At 37.9% G+C, this 18261-nt stretch carries 18 protein-coding genes; 8 read left to right on the forward strand and 10 right to left on the reverse strand.

Annotated features, from left to right (window positions below; translation table 11 throughout):
* The 4 genes from MKY80_RS06430 to MKY80_RS06445 form a co-directional block, all read right to left on the reverse strand.
* Positions 1 to 927, reverse strand: a complete 927-nt coding sequence (locus MKY80_RS06430) for a TIGR03943 family protein (RefSeq protein WP_089985503.1) — start codon at positions 925 to 927, stop codon at positions 1 to 3.
* Between the two features lie 11 nt (positions 928 to 938).
* The gene (locus tag MKY80_RS06435) at positions 939 to 1877 is read right to left on the reverse strand and encodes a permease (RefSeq protein ID WP_342533010.1); all 939 of its coding nucleotides are present in this window, start codon (positions 1875 to 1877) and stop codon (positions 939 to 941) included.
* Between the two features lie 189 nt (positions 1878 to 2066).
* Positions 2067 to 2684 carry an AraC family transcriptional regulator gene (locus tag MKY80_RS06440; RefSeq protein WP_342532366.1) on the reverse strand — a complete coding sequence of 206 codons (618 nt, stop codon included), beginning with the start codon at positions 2682 to 2684 and terminating at the stop codon, positions 2067 to 2069.
* Positions 2685 to 2768: 84 nt separating this feature from the next.
* The gene (locus tag MKY80_RS06445; protein ID WP_342532367.1) at positions 2769 to 3254 is read right to left on the reverse strand and encodes a hypothetical protein; all 486 of its coding nucleotides are present in this window, start codon (positions 3252 to 3254) and stop codon (positions 2769 to 2771) included.
* Between the two features lie 165 nt (positions 3255 to 3419).
* Here MKY80_RS06445 and MKY80_RS06450 point away from each other — a divergent pair, with 165 nt between their 5' ends.
* Positions 3420 to 4178 carry a glucose 1-dehydrogenase gene (locus tag MKY80_RS06450; protein WP_089985507.1) on the forward strand — a complete coding sequence of 253 codons (759 nt, stop codon included), beginning with the start codon at positions 3420 to 3422 and terminating at the stop codon, positions 4176 to 4178.
* A gap of 57 nt (positions 4179 to 4235) precedes the next feature.
* Here MKY80_RS06450 and MKY80_RS06455 read toward each other — a convergent pair whose 3' ends face one another.
* The 6 genes from MKY80_RS06455 to MKY80_RS06480 form a co-directional block, all read right to left on the reverse strand.
* On the reverse strand, positions 4236 to 5897 hold the full coding sequence (locus tag MKY80_RS06455) for a methyl-accepting chemotaxis protein (protein ID WP_043989746.1): 1662 nt from the start codon (positions 5895 to 5897) through the stop codon (positions 4236 to 4238).
* Positions 5894 to 6880 carry a BMP family ABC transporter substrate-binding protein gene (locus MKY80_RS06460; protein ID WP_043989745.1) on the reverse strand — a complete coding sequence of 329 codons (987 nt, stop codon included), beginning with the start codon at positions 6878 to 6880 and terminating at the stop codon, positions 5894 to 5896. The genes MKY80_RS06455 and MKY80_RS06460 overlap by 4 nt, the downstream gene beginning before the upstream one ends.
* Positions 6881 to 7140: 260 nt before the next feature.
* Entirely contained in the window at positions 7141 to 8409 is a 1269-nt protein-coding gene (locus MKY80_RS06465; protein WP_107921761.1) for a PTS ascorbate transporter subunit IIC, read from the reverse strand.
* 33 nt (positions 8410 to 8442) lie between these two features.
* Positions 8443 to 8706, reverse strand: coding sequence for a PTS sugar transporter subunit IIB (locus MKY80_RS06470; RefSeq protein ID WP_008174366.1), 264 nt, complete (start codon positions 8704 to 8706; stop codon positions 8443 to 8445).
* Positions 8703 to 9161, reverse strand: a complete 459-nt coding sequence (locus MKY80_RS06475) for a PTS sugar transporter subunit IIA (protein WP_043989744.1) — start codon at positions 9159 to 9161, stop codon at positions 8703 to 8705. Before MKY80_RS06475 ends, MKY80_RS06470 begins: the two co-directional genes overlap by 4 nt.
* Before the next feature lie 61 nt (positions 9162 to 9222).
* On the reverse strand, positions 9223 to 10134 hold the full coding sequence (locus tag MKY80_RS06480) for a LysR family transcriptional regulator (RefSeq protein WP_008174360.1): 912 nt from the start codon (positions 10132 to 10134) through the stop codon (positions 9223 to 9225).
* Positions 10135 to 10272: 138 nt separating this feature from the next.
* Between MKY80_RS06480 and MKY80_RS06485 the strand changes: the two genes are divergently transcribed.
* From MKY80_RS06485 to MKY80_RS06515, 7 genes are all read left to right on the forward strand, one after another.
* Positions 10273 to 11238 (forward strand): ABC transporter ATP-binding protein, encoded by a 966-nt coding sequence (locus MKY80_RS06485; protein WP_008174358.1) that lies wholly within the window; start codon positions 10273 to 10275, stop codon positions 11236 to 11238.
* A complete protein-coding gene (locus MKY80_RS06490; RefSeq protein WP_008174357.1) occupies positions 11235 to 12260 on the forward strand; it encodes an ABC transporter substrate-binding protein in 1026 nt (341 codons plus the stop codon). The genes MKY80_RS06485 and MKY80_RS06490 overlap by 4 nt, the downstream gene beginning before the upstream one ends.
* Before the next feature lie 64 nt (positions 12261 to 12324).
* Complete coding sequence (locus MKY80_RS06495; protein WP_239354342.1) at positions 12325 to 13980, forward strand: iron ABC transporter permease; 1656 nt, start codon at positions 12325 to 12327, stop codon at positions 13978 to 13980.
* On the forward strand, positions 13973 to 15043 hold the full coding sequence (locus MKY80_RS06500) for an MBL fold metallo-hydrolase (protein ID WP_089985518.1): 1071 nt from the start codon (positions 13973 to 13975) through the stop codon (positions 15041 to 15043). The genes MKY80_RS06495 and MKY80_RS06500 overlap by 8 nt, the downstream gene beginning before the upstream one ends.
* The gene (locus MKY80_RS06505; protein WP_239354343.1) at positions 15036 to 15842 is read left to right on the forward strand and encodes a hypothetical protein; all 807 of its coding nucleotides are present in this window, start codon (positions 15036 to 15038) and stop codon (positions 15840 to 15842) included. Before MKY80_RS06500 ends, MKY80_RS06505 begins: the two co-directional genes overlap by 8 nt.
* A gap of 191 nt (positions 15843 to 16033) precedes the next feature.
* On the forward strand, positions 16034 to 17335 hold the full coding sequence (locus MKY80_RS06510; protein WP_043989743.1) for a M48 family metallopeptidase: 1302 nt from the start codon (positions 16034 to 16036) through the stop codon (positions 17333 to 17335).
* A 79-nt stretch (positions 17336 to 17414) separates the two neighbouring features.
* Entirely contained in the window at positions 17415 to 18233 is an 819-nt protein-coding gene (locus MKY80_RS06515; RefSeq protein WP_008174345.1) for a YitT family protein, read from the forward strand.
* The last annotated feature ends 28 nt before the right edge of the window (positions 18234 to 18261 follow it).

Below are 18261 nucleotides of genomic sequence, written 5' to 3' on the forward strand. Positions count from 1 at the left end.
CTAGAAGCTCATCCGAACATTAATAGGATAAAGATAGGGTGATTCGGGTAGTTCAATTGTTACCCAATTATCAATATGGATGACAGGTAAGCTTGCCCCCCCATATGTTGTTTGACCAATGGTACCGACTACTTCAAGCCATGTATCTTCTGTGAGCGTAGGTGCCTCAGGAAATTCTGTTAGAAAGCCTACGATACTTGCATCAGCGACACAATGGGTAATAAGAAATCTTGAAATAACTAGTTGCTGCTCTGTAAAGCTTTCCTCTTTTAAAACAAAGCCCTTTATTTGAATTTTCTTCCCTAAATAATTAGACAAATTTTGATTGATTTCTTCATAGTAAATGGTATAGTCCTCATCGGTCATTTTCAGCATAGGCTGTTGTGAGAGCCGTTGCTTTAATTGTTCATATTGTTTTTTCGTCATCTCCTGTTTTTCTTCCAGAAGTCGGGGGTCAGCATCATGCTCATCGTAAATATTTTCATCGATCATTTCATTTGAAGTCAGGTAATCCTCTATTTTAGATGATTGATTTTGCTGAGTGATCATAAAAGCACCACCCTTTTTATCAGCGATGGCAGCATCCAAAATTTTAGCTGGCACGAAGAAGCCTGTCATGATGGGGGTTATGATAATAAGGTAGGCTAGCCATTTTTTTCGTGTAGAAGGAGCGTGAACATGGTCGTGATTAGAGCAGCAAGCTTGTCCGATTGGATGATATGGATGGGAAGTCTTTGAGAAAGATATAACTGTTGTTGATTGCACAAGAAAAAGTATAAAAAATAAAGCGGCAGCTGTTTGACTAAGGCCTTCATATTTAGGGTTGATGAATTTTGTTAGTTCTCCGGTCCAATGCAGATTGGCTATCATAGCCGAAAAAGCGAGGAGCATTAAGGCTCTTAGTGCTTGTTGCACGTGAAATTTCATAGTTTACCCCCTTAGAGATACGCTGAAAGAATCCATATACTAATGTAGACAACTGTAGCCACTAAGGCGATTAACGAGAAGACAAATTTTAAGCGAAATACGCTCATCAACATGATAGTATTTTTCAAGTCAATCATCGGTCCGAAAATAAGAAATGCAAGAATGGATGGTGTGGAGAAAACTGCGCTAAAGGATGCGCCAATAAAGGCATCGGCCTCCGAACAAAGGGATAAAATGAAGGCTAAGCCCATCATGACCAAAATTGAAGAGGATACACCATCTCCAATTTCGACGAGTGCCTTGGTAGATACATAGGTTTGCACAAAGGCAGCTAAAAACGCCCCAATAATGAGGTATTTGCCCACATCAAAAAATTCATCAATGGCATGTTTAAACATATTCATTAGTTTTGTGACGAAGGATGTTTGTTGATTAGTAGTTGTCAATGAATAGGGCTGTAAGGAACGTTTAAATTGTGAGCCTTTAAATAACAAGCTGATGAGTAATGCGACTACAATGGCAATGACAAAGCCAATTAGCATCCGAAGGCTAGCTATTCTTAAATCATTGCCAAATGCCATATAGGTAGAAAGAATAACGACTGGATTAATGAGCGGGCCAGTTAACATAAATCCCATAGCTGCATGTATAGGTACCCCTTTGGCAATCAATCTTTTAACAATCGGAACAATTCCACATTCACAGGCTGGAAATAAGGCTCCTATAAGACAGCTCATAACAACGGCCAACAGAGGGTTTCGAGGGATCCACCTTTGGATATGTTCCTCTGTAATAAAAATTTGAATAAAGCCAGCAATGAGTATCCCAATTAAGACAAATGGTAATGCCTCAATTAAAATACTTAAAAAAATGGTGTTCAAACTGAGTAAAGAGGAGCTTAGATTGTTCAGTGCAGAGATGTTGAACAAGATTAGCGATAGAATGCTAATAAATAGAATGAAGAGGAACCAAAAATTCAATCCATATTTAGAGTAAGCAAGATGTACCACAAATACCCCACCTTTAAAGTGTAATGATTACGTTTTAATACAAGGTATGTGATAAAAGTTTCTGTTAGTACTTTCAAAAAGAAAGAGAAAATAAAAGCTAGTTCCCACCAACTTATTATTTTCTCTCCTTTAATGATGAGCATATTTAGTTCTATTTTGCTTAGGGGTGATACCCGTAAATTTCTTGAAAACTTTAATAAAATAGCTTTGGTCAGTGAAATTAAGTAAAGAGCCGATATCTAAGATTGGATAGTTTGTAAATGTTAAGAGCTTCTTCGCCTCATCAATCCTTTGCTGCTGAATATATTCAGTAAAGGAAATCCCTACTTCCTTTTTAAATAGGGAGGAAAGATAATTAGGGCTTAAATGGCAAATAGCTGAAAGTTGATCGAGTGTTATATCTCCGTATAATTGATTTTCAATATAATGAATACAAGTAGTAATGGGAGCCGAATATTTCCTTGTTTTGGCTTGTGCTACACGACTTGTATAGTCGTAAATAGCTTCCTCCATTAACGAAAGAATGTCGATTATACTATTTTGATCCTCTAGTTTTTGAATGTAAAAATCACTTAGTGTAAAGGCTGTTTCTTCGTTTAACCCACCTTCAATTGCTGCACGACAAATTAGGGCAATCCCTGTAATCATCAAATATTGGACACTTTTTAAATTATTACGCTTTGAAAGTACGCCTAGTTCCGCTTGTTCAACAATGGAATAGTTCAAGACTTCTGTTAATTTCTCCATACGCCCATTTTTCACATTGTCTAATAATATTTTTTCATAGTAAAGATTTGTATGAACAATATCATTTCTTCTGGCATACGAAAGCTAAAGCGCTGTATGTCCCTCATGACGAATAAGAGGCTTTAGCTCTTGGTTGTAATGAATTACCGCTGTTTTATTTAATTTCCGCTGATAGATGGAATAATAAACAAATAAACTAATAGCTAAGCGCTGCTGATAATGAAGAGTAGGAATCGGCTCGTGCTCATGATAAGTGGCTTCCTCCAATTGTGGTGAAAGAGAGGGACCGACAATTATGGCTCCTAAATGCTGTTTGTTTATGATGAGGTTGATAAAGAAGAAATTAAAATTAGCGATTGTGAAAAAAATCGGATAGTCCGATGAAGACGTATGGTAAGGATATATTTTCAATTGTTCCTTTATAGAATGATAGGATGGATGATTGAGACATTCCGCTGATGCATATTCAAAAATTATTTCTCCCGATGCATGAATATAAGAGACAGGAAGATGATGTGTTTCATAAACGAGTTGACTTATGTATTGAAGGTCGATAGTGGATATTTTCACGTGTTACACACCTCAGTTCTTCATGGTGCTTTCAAAATGAAAGCAGTTACAATTTTTATGGACAGACAATGGGAAAGTACTATTTTGTGTAAAATAATACAATAAAAAAGGGGAAAGTAGCAATAAAATAGACCATGTATTCAACATACTAGGGAGGAATGGAAGATGGAACTTTTAAATAAAATTGCCGTAGTAACGGGTGCTGGAAGCGGTATTGGAAGAGCAAGCAGTTTAAAGCTTGCTAGCAACGGTGCAAAAGTCGTGATCGTTGATTTCAACAAGGAAACGGGAGAAGAAACATTAAAATTGGTGAAAGAACAAGGCGGAGAGGGAATCTTCGTTCAAGCTGATGTTTCGAAAAGTGAAGATGTAAAGAAATATGTGAATGCTGCCGTTGAAACATACGGTCGTATTGATGTGTTTTTCAATAATGCAGGAGTGATTCAAAAAATTTCCCCATTAACAGAGATTGCTGATAGTGAATATGATCGCATTATGTCAATCAACGTAAAAGGAGTTTTTCTTGGCTTAAAACATGTGATTAAAGTTATGGAAGGACAAGGTAGCGGCTCTATTATAAACACAGCTTCAACGGCTGGTGTTCGCAGCGAGCATAGTATGGCTGTTTATTCTGCAAGTAAGCATGCAGTTATTGGTTTAACAAAATCTGCTTCATTAGAGTATGTGAAAAAAGGTATTCGAATCAATGCGATTTGTCCTGGTGGAGTGGAAACAGCGCTAACAAACAGTGTAACTGCTATGTTTGAAACAGGGGGCTATATTCCAGAGGAAATTCCAAATATGAGAATGGGACGTTATGCTAAACCAGAAGAATTAGCAGAAATGGTTGTTTTCCTAGCATCAGACAAAGCAAGCTATATGACAGGCTCTATCGTAGTAGTTGATGGTGGCTTAACATTATAAAATGAAGAAATCCAGTGAACAACTAGTCACTGGATTTTTTTATGTTTATTTGACAAGCTATAATGTGAATTTTTTAAGCTCACTCATTAATGTATCCGTCATTTTTTGAAGATCGACGATTTTTGTATTTATTTTTTGGAAGGATACTAGTTGTTCCTGTGTTGAGGCTGAAATTTCCTCTGTACCTGCGGCTGTTTCTTCTGTAATCGCAGAAATATTTTCAATCGTACCATTCACTTGCTGGCTCATTTCATTTGTTTGCATCATTTCCTTAGTGAGATGCTGTAAATCATGATGGATATCAGTAATATGATTAGTAATGGCTGCAAATGAATGTTCCGTTTCTAGCATTGATTGTGCTTGCTCATTTGAAAGGTCATGCCCTCTTTCAGCCGTAGCTAGGATGTGATCTATACCACCTTGAATATGAGTAACCATTGAAGAAATTAAATTTGTCGCATGTTCCGTTTCAGAAGAAAGCTTTTTAACTTCATCGGCTACGACGGCAAATCCTTTTCCTGCTTCGCCAGCACGAGCTGCTTCAATAGCCGCATTTAAAGCTAGCAAATTTGTTTGACTGGCAATTGTATGAACAGCATTAGCGGCTCCTTCGATTTCTGTTGTAAATTGTGAAAATTGAGTAACAGCATTTTTAATTGCTAGTGAGGCACCTTGAATATCCTTCGCAATAGTAGATTGTTTTTCCAATGTATATTGCCCATTTTGAACGGCATCCAATGCCTGTTTACCATGTATAGCTGATTGCTCTGTTGTGTGAGCAACGGATTTAAATTGATCCGACATATTATTCATAAGAATCGCGACAGATTGAATATCTTCTGACATCGTGTAACTACCCTTTGCTAATTCGTCCGTAGATACTGCTACTTGATTGCTACCTTCGTTAATATTTTGCATATGGCTTGTTACATCCTGTGTAAATAAACTAACATCCTTGCCTATTTGATCGATGGACAACACGGTGCTCTTTAAATTCGTCATCATTTGTGAAAAACTTTCAGTCAATCGATCAATTTCATAACGGCTATTTGATTGATAGGAAAGGGTGGAGGTATCTATCGTGAGATCCCCAGTAGCCGCGCTCTGTGCACATTCTACAATTTGGTTGATAGGTTTCGTAATTCTTTTAGCAGCTACATAGGAATAAACAATTGTTGCTAAGATTAATAGGACACTACCTATGATAGCTGTTGTAATAATAAAACCGATTTTTTGCTTTGTTACTTGTATCATTTCTTGATACCATTCATTCGTTTCTTTTTTGAGCAAATACATATCATTTAAAATGCCTTTAATTCGAAGAGATTGCTTTTTAACTTCTGGACGATTGTCCTCTTGCAGGCCCGCTTTTGTAGCTTTTTCAAGAGCTGCAAATTTATCTGTAATTTTACTAATTAATTTCTGATGTTCAGGAATTTTCGATAGGGATGCTAATGCATCTAAATTGACTTTTGTTTCTTGTAAGATAGCAAGTGCTTCGTTTTTATTGGCCTCACTATCTAAATAGGTGTAGTTATTTAATGATTGGCTAGCAACTACGAAGCTTTGTTCAAGCTCTTTCACTGAGAGTAATAGTGCGGTATCATCTTGAGCCGTTGTTTGAATGGAAAATGTTTGAACAATAATAAAACCAATCATCCCCATTGCCAGCAAGATGGGGATCAATGTGTTCATAAATAATTTCTTTCGTAGTGTCACTGACTATCCCTCTTTTCTGCAGAAACTTTTATCGAGCCTGAAACAATTGCTTCACGGGCTTTTTCAATGGCGGCTTGTTGCTCAGACGTTAATGTAATCACACGGATATCAGCTAGTCCTACACCTTGCTCGGCTAGTCCTAGAGCCAAGGATTTTTCAGTTAATTTACCTTCGTCCACCAATGTTTTTGCGAGTTGAAAAACGGCATGGTCAACATTCTTTAACATAGAAGTGACGACTGTTTTTTCAGCAATATAAAATTGATCGATATCAACCCCAGCTGCATAAATTCCCATCTCTTCAGCTTTTTTAATCGCCCCAAAGCCTGTAAAACCAGCAGCGTGGTAAATAAAATCAACTTGATTTTGGATATATTTATCAGCGATTGCCGCACCAGCCTGTGTATCATCAAAGGTTCCTGCATAGTCACTCATAATTTCAATATTTGGGTTTACATAGCGAGCTCCTTCTATAAAACCATTTTCAAAGTGATGGATAACAGGAGCATCTGCCCCACCAATAAAGCCGATTTTTCCTGTTTTGCTTGTCATAGCAGCCACCATACCAACTAAGAAACTTCCTTCTTGCTCCTTAAAGGTAATAGAGATAATGTTGTTCACATCTGACTGTCCATCAATCAATACAAATTGTTGCTCAGGGAATTGCTTCGCAGTCTTTTCTAGTGCCTCTTGTACAGAAAAACCGAGACCAATGATAATATCATATTTTTCTTCTACAAGCTCCTGTAGCTTTTCCTCATAATTTCCATCTGGTGCCTCTTTATAATCAAATAAAATACCAAGTTCATCCCGCGCCTTTTCAAGTCCTTTAAAAGCAGAATCGTTGAATGATTCATCTCCAAGTCCAGCATCCGATAGTAAAACTCCTATCTTATAACCTTCCGTGGATGTTTCTGTCTGAGCCGATGAACAGCCTGCTATTAATAGAGCAATCAAAAGACAAGCCACCATTAATTTCTTCAAAATATGTACCTCCTGTTGTTTCTAGTTATAAAGTATATATCGGCAAAAATTTAATATTTTTAGTCGGATGTCAGACGTCGAATAAAATAAATTTCTGTACGATCTATAAGAATATATATCCAAATTTATATACATAATAAGTTAATAATATAAAGCTAGATGACTAATCAAGTAATATATTTATTAAAGTTTCCCACTTTTCCACGGATGTACAATAACAAAAAAGCCCAACGCAATTCGCGTAGGGCTTTTATCTAGATTTAAACAGCTCCAAATAATTTTAATAAATTAATAATAATAATGCCGATAACACCAAAGTCTGAATCACCAAAGGTCGTACCTTCATAACCGATATCTCCCATAAATATTAGAAGTATCGCGGGAATAAAGCTAATTAATAAACCGTTAGCAAAGGCACCTGACATAGCACCGATTCTGCCTCCTGTAGCATTGCCAAACACACCTGCTGCAGCACCAGTAAAGAAGTGGGGAACTAGCCCTGGAACAATTACTTTCAGTCCGATGAAAGGCAGTATAAACATTGAAACAAGTCCAGCTAAAAAGCTAAATAGGAAACCAATGATCACAGCATTCGGGGCAAATGGGAAAATAGTTGGGCAATCGAGTGCGGGCTTAGTATTGGGCACAAGTTTATCAGCAATGCCTTTAAAGGCTGGAACAATTTCAGCAATTAACATCCGTACACCAGCTAAAATGATATATACCCCAGCAGCAAATGTAATCGCTTGCATAATGGCGAAAATAATGAAGTTAGATCCACCAGATAGTTGAGCCTCTATATAGGAAGGTCCCGCAAATAGCGCTACAATGACAAAGAATACACTCATCGTTAAAGAGATAGCGACAGATGTATCACGTAAAAAGCCAAGGGACTTAGGTACCTGTATATCTTCTGTTGATTTTGCTTTATTACCAACGAGCTTTCCAATTTTAGCAGATACATAGTAACCAACACTACCAAAGTGACCGACAGCAAAATCATCACTGCCTGTTATTTGGCGGACAGTTGGTTGCAAAATAGCAGGGAACACTACCATACAAAGTCCGAGTATAATAGAACCGACAATGATAAGAGGTGTCCCACTCATTCCGCCAACAGATAAAGAGGCAGCGATTAAACAAGCCATGAATAATGTATGATGCCCAGTTAAAAAGATATATTTTAATGGCGTAAATCGCGCAAGTAATAAGTTCATAATCATCCCAAATACCATAATGAGTGCAGTGGCTGTTCCAAAATTAGTTTGAGCAGCTGCTACGATGGCCTCGTTGTTAGGAATAACTCCCTGTACGTGAAAAGCATGATCGAACATTTTACTAAAATGATCTAACGAGCCTATTAGGACAGTTGCTCCTGCCCCTAGGATCACAAAGCCCATAATCGTTTTTAAAGTACCAGAAAGAATAGTGGAGCTTGATTTCTTTTGAATGAATAAACCAATAAATGCGAATAGGCCGACTAATATAGCTGGTGTTCCTAAAATGTCATGCATGATAACATCTAACATACCAACACCTCATCCTATCCAAATTTTTTTTGCTTAAAGCCAAGGTTCCAGCTTTTCCTTAATTTCCGATATATTCATCATATTGACGATACTCACAATGATTGCGTTGTCTTTCGCTAATTCATTCACAATATCGGCCGCACCTAAATAAATATCAGCTTTCTCCGCCTTTGCGGATGCTAAATCCGTATGGGTCACCTCTGCCTCTTTGCCCATAGCCTCTAATGCCTTCTTTACATTTAATTCTAAAATAAAGCTACTTCCTAATCCGCTACCGCACACGACTAATATTTTCATCCTGCTGACTCCTTTGTCGTATATTGTTTGATCTTCTCTCGTATGTCTTCTTCATGCTGACAAGCAATAAGGCTATCAACCTGATCCGGATGTTGTAGCACTAAGGTTAGATCAGCCAATGCCTGTAGATGTGATGTATTGTCGATTGCAGCTAAAACAATAATTAAAAAGACAGGCTGATTAGGGCTGAAAAAAACAGGCTGCTGTAAACGTAGCAAACTTACTGCTAAGGCATGAACACCGTCTGTAGGCCGTGCATGTGGAATTGCAACTTTCGGCGTAATGACGACATAAGGACCATATTGCTCAATGGATTGAATCATTGCCACGATATAGCGTTGTTCAATTTTATTTTGACGTATTAATGGTTTGGCAGCTAAACGAATGGCTTCTTGCCAGGACTGAACAAAGTTTGCAACTTGGATACAATCCTTTGTCAGCAATTTGGTTAGCAAATACATTCCTCCTTTCTAATAAATATATCCCCATTGCATTTTATTACGGCGATCTGTGGAATTATGTCAGAACTGAAGACATTTTTAATCGCTGTGCTACTTCGTAAATCGACATTTTGACAAACTCATCAATGGCATTATCTAACCGCGTTTTAGGATATATAAATTGAATCTTTCTCCGAAGCGTCACATCTTGTAAATCCTTTTTCATTAGTAGACCCGATTTTAATTCTTCTTCGATTAAGGCAGCGGAAACGAAAGCCAAGTTCTTTCCGAAGGTCAGCATTTTTTTTATTGTACTTACCGAATCCAATTCGATGGTATAAGTAGAAGGCTGAAAGGGGTCCATCCACTTTTCGATGAAGTGATTCGTGGAGCTAGATGAAGTATGCAATAACAGTTTATTTTTAAGAACATCCTCTCTGGTGATGAACTTTTTAGATGCGAGTGCATGTGTTGGGCTTAATGCTAAAACAAGGGCATCTTCTCCGATTGTCTCGTAATGAAGGGCGGTATTTTCCTGTTTAGTCTCCATAATGAGCCCAAAATCTAATTCTTGAAGGGCTACTTTATTTTCAATTTCAGGAGCTGTTTTCACCTCTAACGAAATACGAATCTCTGGATAAGCCATTGAAACTTGATGGATTAAATCGGGCATGAAAATATGTGCGGGTAATCCACTTGCCCCAAGTCGGAGGGAGCCGATATGCCCAGCTAATAGGTTTTCAATATAGCGATTCATATCTTTTTGCAGCTGTACAATTTGACGAGCATAATGATAAACACCCTCGCCCGCTTCAGTTAAGCGGTACCCGCCTGCATTTGTGCGAAATAAACGAATACCATATTCCTCCTCAATTGAACGAATATGAAAGGACACAGTTGGGGCTGTAATGCCGAGTTCTTTGGCGACCGGAGCTAATTTTTTTAATTCAACGAGTAAGCAAAATGCCTGTAATTTTAAATTATTCATTTTATCCTCCTAAAGTAAATTAGAAAAAATCTTGCATTTACTTAAGTTTATTAGATTTTTTTTAACGAGTTATTAATAGTAGATTAATATTTTCTAAATATGTGGAATTTATAGTAGTTAGTAACGAGGAGGATACTTATGAAAATCTCATTAGCTAATATCGAGAAAAAATATGGGCAATCTCAAGCATTATGGCCTATTAATGTGGAGTTAGATCAGCAATTCATTACGATTCTCGGACAATCAGGCTGTGGTAAAACCACTTTATTAAAATTGTTGGCAGGTCTTGAACAGCCAACGAAAGGGGAAATTCGATTTGATGACACTGTCATTTATTCTTCGGAATCTCGTAAAAATGTCAAACCGAATAAACGCAATATCGCCATGGTTTTTCAAGATTTTGCCCTATGGCCCCATATGACCATCTTTCAAAATATCGCCTTTGGTTTAAAGGGGATTATTCCAAAGTCAGACATTCCAGCACGTGTAGAGCATGTGATGCAATTAGTAAAAATGCAAGGGTTTGAGAAACGTAAGCCAGGGGAGTTATCAGGGGGTCAGCAGCAACGAGTGGCACTGGCAAGGGCTTTAGCTACAAACCCACAATTAATTTTATTTGATGAGCCATTATCTGCCCTAGATGCAGTGCTTCGAGAGCAAATGCAGGATGAAATTATGCAACTTATCCATGAGCTTGATTGCCAAGCCATTTTTGTTACTCACGATCAAACAGAAGCGATGACCATGTCAGATCAAATTATCATTATGGAAGAGGGAAGAATTGCACAAATCGGCTCCCCTGAAGAAATTTATCGTGCGCCAGCAACACCTTATGTAGCCGATTTTATTGGAAAAGTAAATTGGTTACAAAATGGACAATCTATTGTGCGTCCTGAAGGTGTTTCTAGAATACAACGTCCAGGCACGATTGCTAAGCAAGCGAAGATTGTGAAAAGTACGTTTGTTGGAGACCGTTACTTAGTACAGGCTCAAGTGGAAGGAAAAGCATGGAGCTTTTACGAGAATCAGCCACTAGAACATGGAAAACGATTACAAGTATTTATTGATGAAAATCAGATCTATCAAATGGAGGGTTTACATTGAAAAAGCGACGTTTTAAATTATGGGCAACTGCGGGAATTCTACTAACATTGGCATTAGCTGGCTGTGGGAACAAACAGGTGGAGGAGGAACAACAGGCAAGTGCAAAGACACAAGAGGAGCAAGTATTAACAGTGTATTCTGCGGGCCCTGATGGCTTAGCCGCAAATATTCAGCAAGCTTTTGAAGAAAAAACAGGTATTAAGGTTGAGATGTTTCAAGGTACTACAGGCAAAATTCTTTCTCGTTTAGAAGCGGAAAAAAATAATCCTGTAGCCGATATTGTCGTACTAGCCTCTGTAGCTTCTATGGATGGTCTTAAGGCAACTGACCAGCTACAAAGTTATAAAGATGCCGAAAATAAAGAGAACATCAATCCTACTTGGTCAGACGGAGAAGGGTATTATTTCGGCTACAGTGCCTCGGCCTTAGGTATTGCCTATAATACGAAAAATACAAAGCAGGCACCGACAGATTGGGCAGATTTAGCAAAAGCTGAGTGGCAAAACAAAATTAATATACCGGATCCAAGTTTATCAGGTTCAGCTGTCGATTTCTTATTTGGCTATACGGAGGCAGAGAAAACGGCATGGGCAACAGTGGATACGTGGAAGAACAATGGATTACAAGTCAATGGCGCAAATAAGGAAGCGTTAGACGCAGTCATTACAGGTGAGAAAAATGCGACAATAGCAGGCGTTGATTATATGGCTTACAAAGCAAAAGCAGATGGAGAACCAGTGGAAATCGTCTATCCGAAAAGCGGCACGGTCGTTAGTCCTCGTGCTGTTGGTATTTTGAAGGATGCGAAACATGTTGAAGCTGCAAAGGCATATGTTGACTTTTTATTGTCAGATGAAGGACAAAAGCTTGTAGCAGATGCTTACTTATTACCAGGAAATAAGGAGATTGCGGTAAAAAATCGTGCGGCATTAGATGAAATTCCTCAACTACAAGTTGAGTGGGCAGGTGCTGAAGCCAAGCAACTTGACGTATTAACAAAGTTTATCGATTTATTTCGTTAAGCGATAGGGAGGTACATAGTTCTCTGTTGAGTTTTCAAATAGAAGGGTTGAAGTAGTCATGATCATGGAAGGAAGACGAACTTTTGGATTTTTAATGACAATTGTCGTCGTATTTGCTATCGCTCCTTTAATGGCGATTTTGTTCTATACGTTTACAAAAGATGGGCATTTTGATTTTTCACAGTTTAGCCGAATGTTTGCACATGAACGATTATGGCAGACACTTGGAAATTCAATAGGCTTAGGGATTTTCGTTATGTTAGGTACAACGTTAATTGCCTTTCCTATGGCATTTATACGAACGAAAACAAGCTTATATAAACATGAATGGCTTGATATTGTTTTGACCATTCCATTTATGACACCCCCTTATATTGGTTCTATGGGTTGGATATTGTTTATGCAGCATAATGGTTTTCTTCAACAATTAGTTCCGGGCGCTGCTTGGTTAACGGATTCATTCTTTTCCTTATTTGGAATGGTTATGATTATGAGCTTACACCTATTTCCGTTTTTGTATTTAATGTTAAGAAATACATTACTACGAATGAACGGTTCCTTTTTAGATGCAGCATTGATTTTCGGACGGAATCCGTGGAGAAATTGGGTGAAAGTCGTTTTACCACTTATTCTATCAAGCTATGTTTTAGGCAGTTTACTGATTTTCATTAAAACGCTTGCGGAATTTGGAACACCAGCTACATTTGGTAGTCGTATTGGTTTTCAAGTATTTACAACAGAAATTCATTCATATTTATCCAGATGGCCGGTCGATATTAGGATGGCGACCTCTCTGTCTTTATTTTTACTTTCGGTTTGTTTAGTCATTTGGTATTTCCAAAATTTAATGGGACGCAAATATACTTATGGCGTGCTTTCAGGGAAAAGTCCTGGAAAACGTGAGGTCACAGATAAATGGTATATAAAAGTCATATCATGGACCTTTGTCGGGTTGATCCTTTTATTATCTATTGGCATCCCTTATTTTTCGATTATCGTCACCTCTTTGCAAAAGGTGAGAGGAGATGGTTTACAAGCAGGTAATTTTAGCTTTGCCTCCTATCAGGAGCTATTCACAGTTGGCAGTGCAGGATTAACAGCATTTTTAAATAGTATTGTTTTTTCCATCATGACGGCCGTGATCACAGCAATTATTGGCTTGCTTTTGGCACTCTATATAAAAAAAGGGGAAACAAAGAAACAGCAAGTATTAGACTTCCTTAGCTTAATGCCTAATATTATTCCAGGTATTGTCTTTGTCGTAGGATTGATTATGTTTTGGAATGCTCCATGGCTTCCCGCAACCATCTATAACACAAAAACCATGGTTGTGGTGACATACTGTGTTCTTTTCTTACCCTATTCTGTACAGTATATTAAATCTTCGTTTTCTCAGTTAGATGCTTCCATATTTCAATCGGCAGCAATTTTTAGTCGTAGTAACTGGGATATTTATCGCAGAATCATCCTTCCGTTATTAATGCAGGGCATACTTACGGGTATGATGATGACCTTTATTATTTCGATGCGAGAGTTAGTGGCCGGTCTCTTAATTTTGCCACCTTCTGTCGAGACAGGCGCAACGTTTATTTATAGTCAATTTGAGCAAGGGAATGTAGGTGTTGGGATGGCTGTTGCCGTCATCACCGTCTTCATCACGGTGATTTTTATGTTTCTACTTGATTGGCTGCAAAAACGTGGAGGGCAAGCACATGTTTAAGATTGAAATTTTAGGCGGGGTGGGGGAGTATGGGCGCAATTGCTTTTATATCGAAAATCAAGGGAAGGCGATTTTACTGGATTGCGGGGTGATGAAAAATTCACAAAAAACCCCACCAGCTATAACACTTAATCATGTAGAAAAACTAAAGGCAGTTTTTATTTCTCATTCCCATATTGACCATGTGGGCGCACTACCGCTACTTGAAGAAATGGGCTACAAAGGGCCGGTTCTAATGAGTCATAAAACTTCTCAGCAGCTTCAACATCCTATTTCGCATATCCGCACTTTCCATCCAGATTCGAGAGGGACTTGGATAAAGGTGAATGATTATTTGGCCTTTCAATGGGGATATAGTGGCCATTTAATTGGAAGTGTATGGTATAAAATTCGCTTTTTTGAAAAGGTAATTTTTTTCTCAGGTGATTATGTTCGTGATTCCTATTTGCTCAAGGCTTCCTTACCAGTAGAAGATGGGACGATTTATGATGTAGCATTCATCGATAGTGGCCATATTGAAAAAAATATTGATAATCATGAGGTATTACGGAAACTTGAAACTTATGTAAATGAACATCCAAACAACGCTTTTATTTTTCCATCATCCTTTTCAGGAAAAACCGTCGATATTGTCACCTATCTTGCTCAGCGAACTTCGCGAGCCATTTGTATAGATACAAAATTACAGTCCCTGTTTAAACAGTATGAAGAAGAACCTGAAAATATTTGGCCGCACAGAATGACGTTACAAGTCGGTCACAAGGAATGCACTGGCGATGGTCATACACTCTATTTTGTTAGGGAACAGGATGAAGCTAGACTTGAAGAACTAGCAAAGGAGCATCCAACGGCCATATTCATTGAAACAGGGTATTCGCGTCCGTCATTCAATCAGCATGTTTCAATGCAACCTTCTCAGGAATTTTTCTATAAAACCCATCCCGACTATCAGGATACAATTTCGCTATCGCAAAGTATCCATGCACGACAAACTATTTATTTTCACAGTCCACATACACATTTAGAAACAACCATACAAAAGGAGGAAGTAAATAATGGCTAAATTGAAGAAATGGGCATTTTATATGTGCTTCATGGGTTTGACAATTATTAGTATGATGTATATCCATCCAACAGAGGCAAAAGCAGCAATAGAACCAGGGCATGAAATTAAATTTAATATCAAATCAGACATTTTAACAGAATCAAATATAGCAAATGTTTTTCAAGCAACAAAAAAAGACGATGTAAAAATTTATTTCTATGATACGTCTGATAAAATGTTTCTCCAAAGTGATTATATTCATCGCTTACGTGTATATAAAGGTAGCAATAAGATGGATATTACCTATAAAAAACGTTTTCTTCATACACCGTTGAACGAAGCGATTGCTGAGGCAACAGATCATGGCTTTACGGGGTCAGAATCTAATTATAAATTTGAATTAGATATAAAGGGCGACCAGCGTACATTTACGATTAGCCGTAAAGAATCCTTGAAAACGACTTCCAATGTTTCTTACGATTCTGTAGATACAAGTGCTGCTAAAAAACTCATCCTTGATCATTCGCCTAAGAAAATTTTAAATTGGGATGCTGAAGCCTGGTATAAAAATATATTATCTCAAGCTGTTGTCTACGGTCCTGCCAAAGCTACTACCTATAAAGGAAGCTTTTTAGGACATGACGCCGATATTGAGGTTTGGGTGTATAAAGGAGATATAATGGTCGAGCTTTCTACAAAAGTGGATGATAGCGCTCTAGCTGCTGTTATCGAACAGCAATGGTATGACCAACTATTATCCGCAGGCTATTTAAGTGCGGATCAACGTGGGAAAACAACATTTGTAATGGATAAATAACAAGCATTTTCATAAATTCGCGACATGTTGAAACAATGAGAAGGATATACTGTCCTCATTGTTAGAAATGGAGCGAATTTTTTCTTGTAAAAAACAGATGATAAAAAGTAGGTCCATATTTGTTCTAACTTTGATAATTTCGCTTACACTTACTATAGGACGAACTTTGGGTAATATGAGGGGGAATTGACATAGCTAAAAAAATGGGCATTGTTGCGCTATTACTTTTCGGTGTTTACGTGCTTTGTATGTACTGGTATATATTCCATAGCGGAGGAGGCAAAATACCAAGTACCTTACAGGGAACTGTTGCTGATCCAGTAATGTTTATGTCTGGTAAGGAACTTCTTTTAAGTGGTGAATATTCTAAAATACGGAACTTTTTATTCTTTGTAGCTACTCCTTTAGAATGGCTTGTTTACTTCATGATATTACTGCTAGGTGTCTCACGTTATTTAGAGAAAGTAAGCACATCTCAAACAAAGTGGAAGCTTTTGCAAAATGCAGGCTACTTATTTTTATTGTCATTATTAGTATATGTCGCATTATTCCCAATGGACTATTATCGTTATTATCTCAGTAAAAGCTATGGCATTAGCAACCAAGCATTTGGATCTTGGATGAAGGATGGTGTCATTGATTTTTGGGTGAACTTTGGAATGACCTTGATCATAGTGACAGTGCTCTATTGGCTCATTAAAAAGAGTGAGAAAAGATGGTGGCTCTATGCATGGCTATTAACCATCCCGTTCACAATGTTTGTGATGTTTATCCAGCCAGTTGTGATCGACCCTTTGTACAATGACTTTTATCCGTTAAAAAATAAAGAGCTGGAAACTAAAATATTATCACTTGCTACCGAGGCACATATCCCAGCAGAGCATGTTTACGAGGTGAATATGGCTGAGAAGACGAATGCCTTAAATGCTTACGTGACAGGGATAGGTAGCAATTCAAGAATTGTTCTTTGGGATACTACATTAAACAGACTAACAGATAATGAAATTTTGTTTATTATGGCGCATGAAATGGGACATTATGTTGAAAAGCATATTTATTTTGGCATTGCAGGCTATCTTTTACTCTCTTTAGCTGGTTTATGGCTAACAGCTAAAATTATGCGACGCTTCGTTACACGATATGGACAGGTATTCAAAATTAATAAAATTAGTAATATTAGCTCCTACCCATTATTTTTACTAATTACCTCCATATTATTATTTGCTTCCAATCCCGTTTCTAATTACGTATCCAGATACCAAGAATCAAGGGCAGATCAATATGCGATTGACTTGATGAATGATCGCAAGGCGGCTGTAACGGCATTTCAAAAGCTAACGATTTCGGGCTTAAGCGAGGTCAACCCACCGCTTTTGGTGAAATGGTTCCGTTATACGCATCCTCCAATGCTAGAGCGTATTAATAACGTTGCTGATAAGGGCGAATACAAACAAGAGGGTCCTTTAAAGGAAGAACAGAAGAAAAATAAGTAAATAGGTTTTCCCAGTAAGTAAGTTGGGTAGTCTATGGAAAAGATGTATCAAAATTTGGTCGTTTATAGGGGACATCAACATGCGTAATGTGATTATTATTACACTTTCTTCCATTTTAGTGGCCTTTGCTTATAATTTTTTGTTAATTCCTCATGAAATTTTAAGTGGGGGATTAAGCGGTATTGCCATTATGCTTGGGATTATTACTCCGCTGAATACCGGGGTGCTAAACCTACTACTGAACTTGCCCTTGCTTATTTTAGGTGTGATGAAGCTTGGGAAACGATTTATTAGCTATACGATTTTATCGGTGGCTGTTTTATCAGTGAGTTTATATATTATTCCGATTTACAAGGCGACACAAGAGCCCATTCTTGCTTCCTTATTTGGTGGAGTCATCGTAGGTGTTGCGATGGGATTGATTTTCCGAGCAGCAGGCTCCTCTGGGGGCTTCGATATTATTGCCATGCTTTTAAGCCGTAAACGTGATTTTCCGCTTGGTACTTTAATTGCTGCTATGAATGGTATCGTAGTGGCAGCTTCAGGCTTTGTCTTTAGTTGGGATGCAGCGCTATTAACGCTTGTTTCCATTTATGCAACCGGAAAAGTAGTGGACACGATTCATACAAGTCATATTAAATTAACCCTTATGATTATTACGAATAAAGGCGAAGAGGTTAAACAGCAATTATTAGAAAAACTTCATCGTGGGGTAACGATCATCGATGCGAAAGGAGCCTATTCTGGCGAAGGCCGTCAAGTATTAATTACGGTTATTACACGCTATCAACTGGCTGATGTGAAAAGTACGATTAAAGAAACCGATCCTAAGTCGTTTGTGAATATTTTGCAAACAACCGAGGTGATGGGGATGTTTGATCGTGGTACAAGTAAATAACGCTATCCTCAACACATGTTTTCGATTA

The sequence above is a fragment of the Lysinibacillus sp. FSL R5-0849 genome (genome assembly GCF_038595075.1).
GTDB classification, from domain to species: Bacteria; Bacillota; Bacilli; order Bacillales_A; family Planococcaceae; genus Lysinibacillus; species Lysinibacillus fusiformis.

Excerpts from the sequence above, each read along its gene's own strand:
- MKY80_RS06430 (WP_089985503.1), bottom strand. The coding sequence starts at position 927 with ATGAAATTTCACGTGCAACAAGCACTAAGAGCCTTAATGCTCCTCGCT.
- MKY80_RS06440 (WP_342532366.1), bottom strand. The coding sequence starts at position 2,684 with ATGGAGAAATTAACAGAAGTCTTGAACTATTCCATTGTTGAACAAGCG.
- MKY80_RS06450 (WP_089985507.1), top strand. The coding sequence starts at position 3,420 with ATGGAACTTTTAAATAAAATTGCCGTAGTAACGGGTGCTGGAAGCGGT.
- MKY80_RS06465 (WP_107921761.1), bottom strand. The coding sequence starts at position 8,409 with ATGTTAGATGTTATCATGCATGACATTTTAGGAACACCAGCTATATTA.
- MKY80_RS06470 (WP_008174366.1), bottom strand. The coding sequence starts at position 8,706 with ATGAAAATATTAGTCGTGTGCGGTAGCGGATTAGGAAGTAGCTTTATT.
- MKY80_RS06480 (WP_008174360.1), bottom strand. The coding sequence starts at position 10,134 with ATGAATAATTTAAAATTACAGGCATTTTGCTTACTCGTTGAATTAAAA.
- MKY80_RS06485 (WP_008174358.1), top strand. The coding sequence starts at position 10,273 with ATGAAAATCTCATTAGCTAATATCGAGAAAAAATATGGGCAATCTCAA.
- MKY80_RS06495 (WP_239354342.1), top strand. The coding sequence starts at position 12,325 with ATGGAAGGAAGACGAACTTTTGGATTTTTAATGACAATTGTCGTCGTA.
- MKY80_RS06500 (WP_089985518.1), top strand. The coding sequence starts at position 13,973 with ATGTTTAAGATTGAAATTTTAGGCGGGGTGGGGGAGTATGGGCGCAAT.
- MKY80_RS06505 (WP_239354343.1), top strand. The coding sequence starts at position 15,036 with ATGGCTAAATTGAAGAAATGGGCATTTTATATGTGCTTCATGGGTTTG.
- MKY80_RS06515 (WP_008174345.1), top strand. The coding sequence starts at position 17,415 with ATGCGTAATGTGATTATTATTACACTTTCTTCCATTTTAGTGGCCTTT.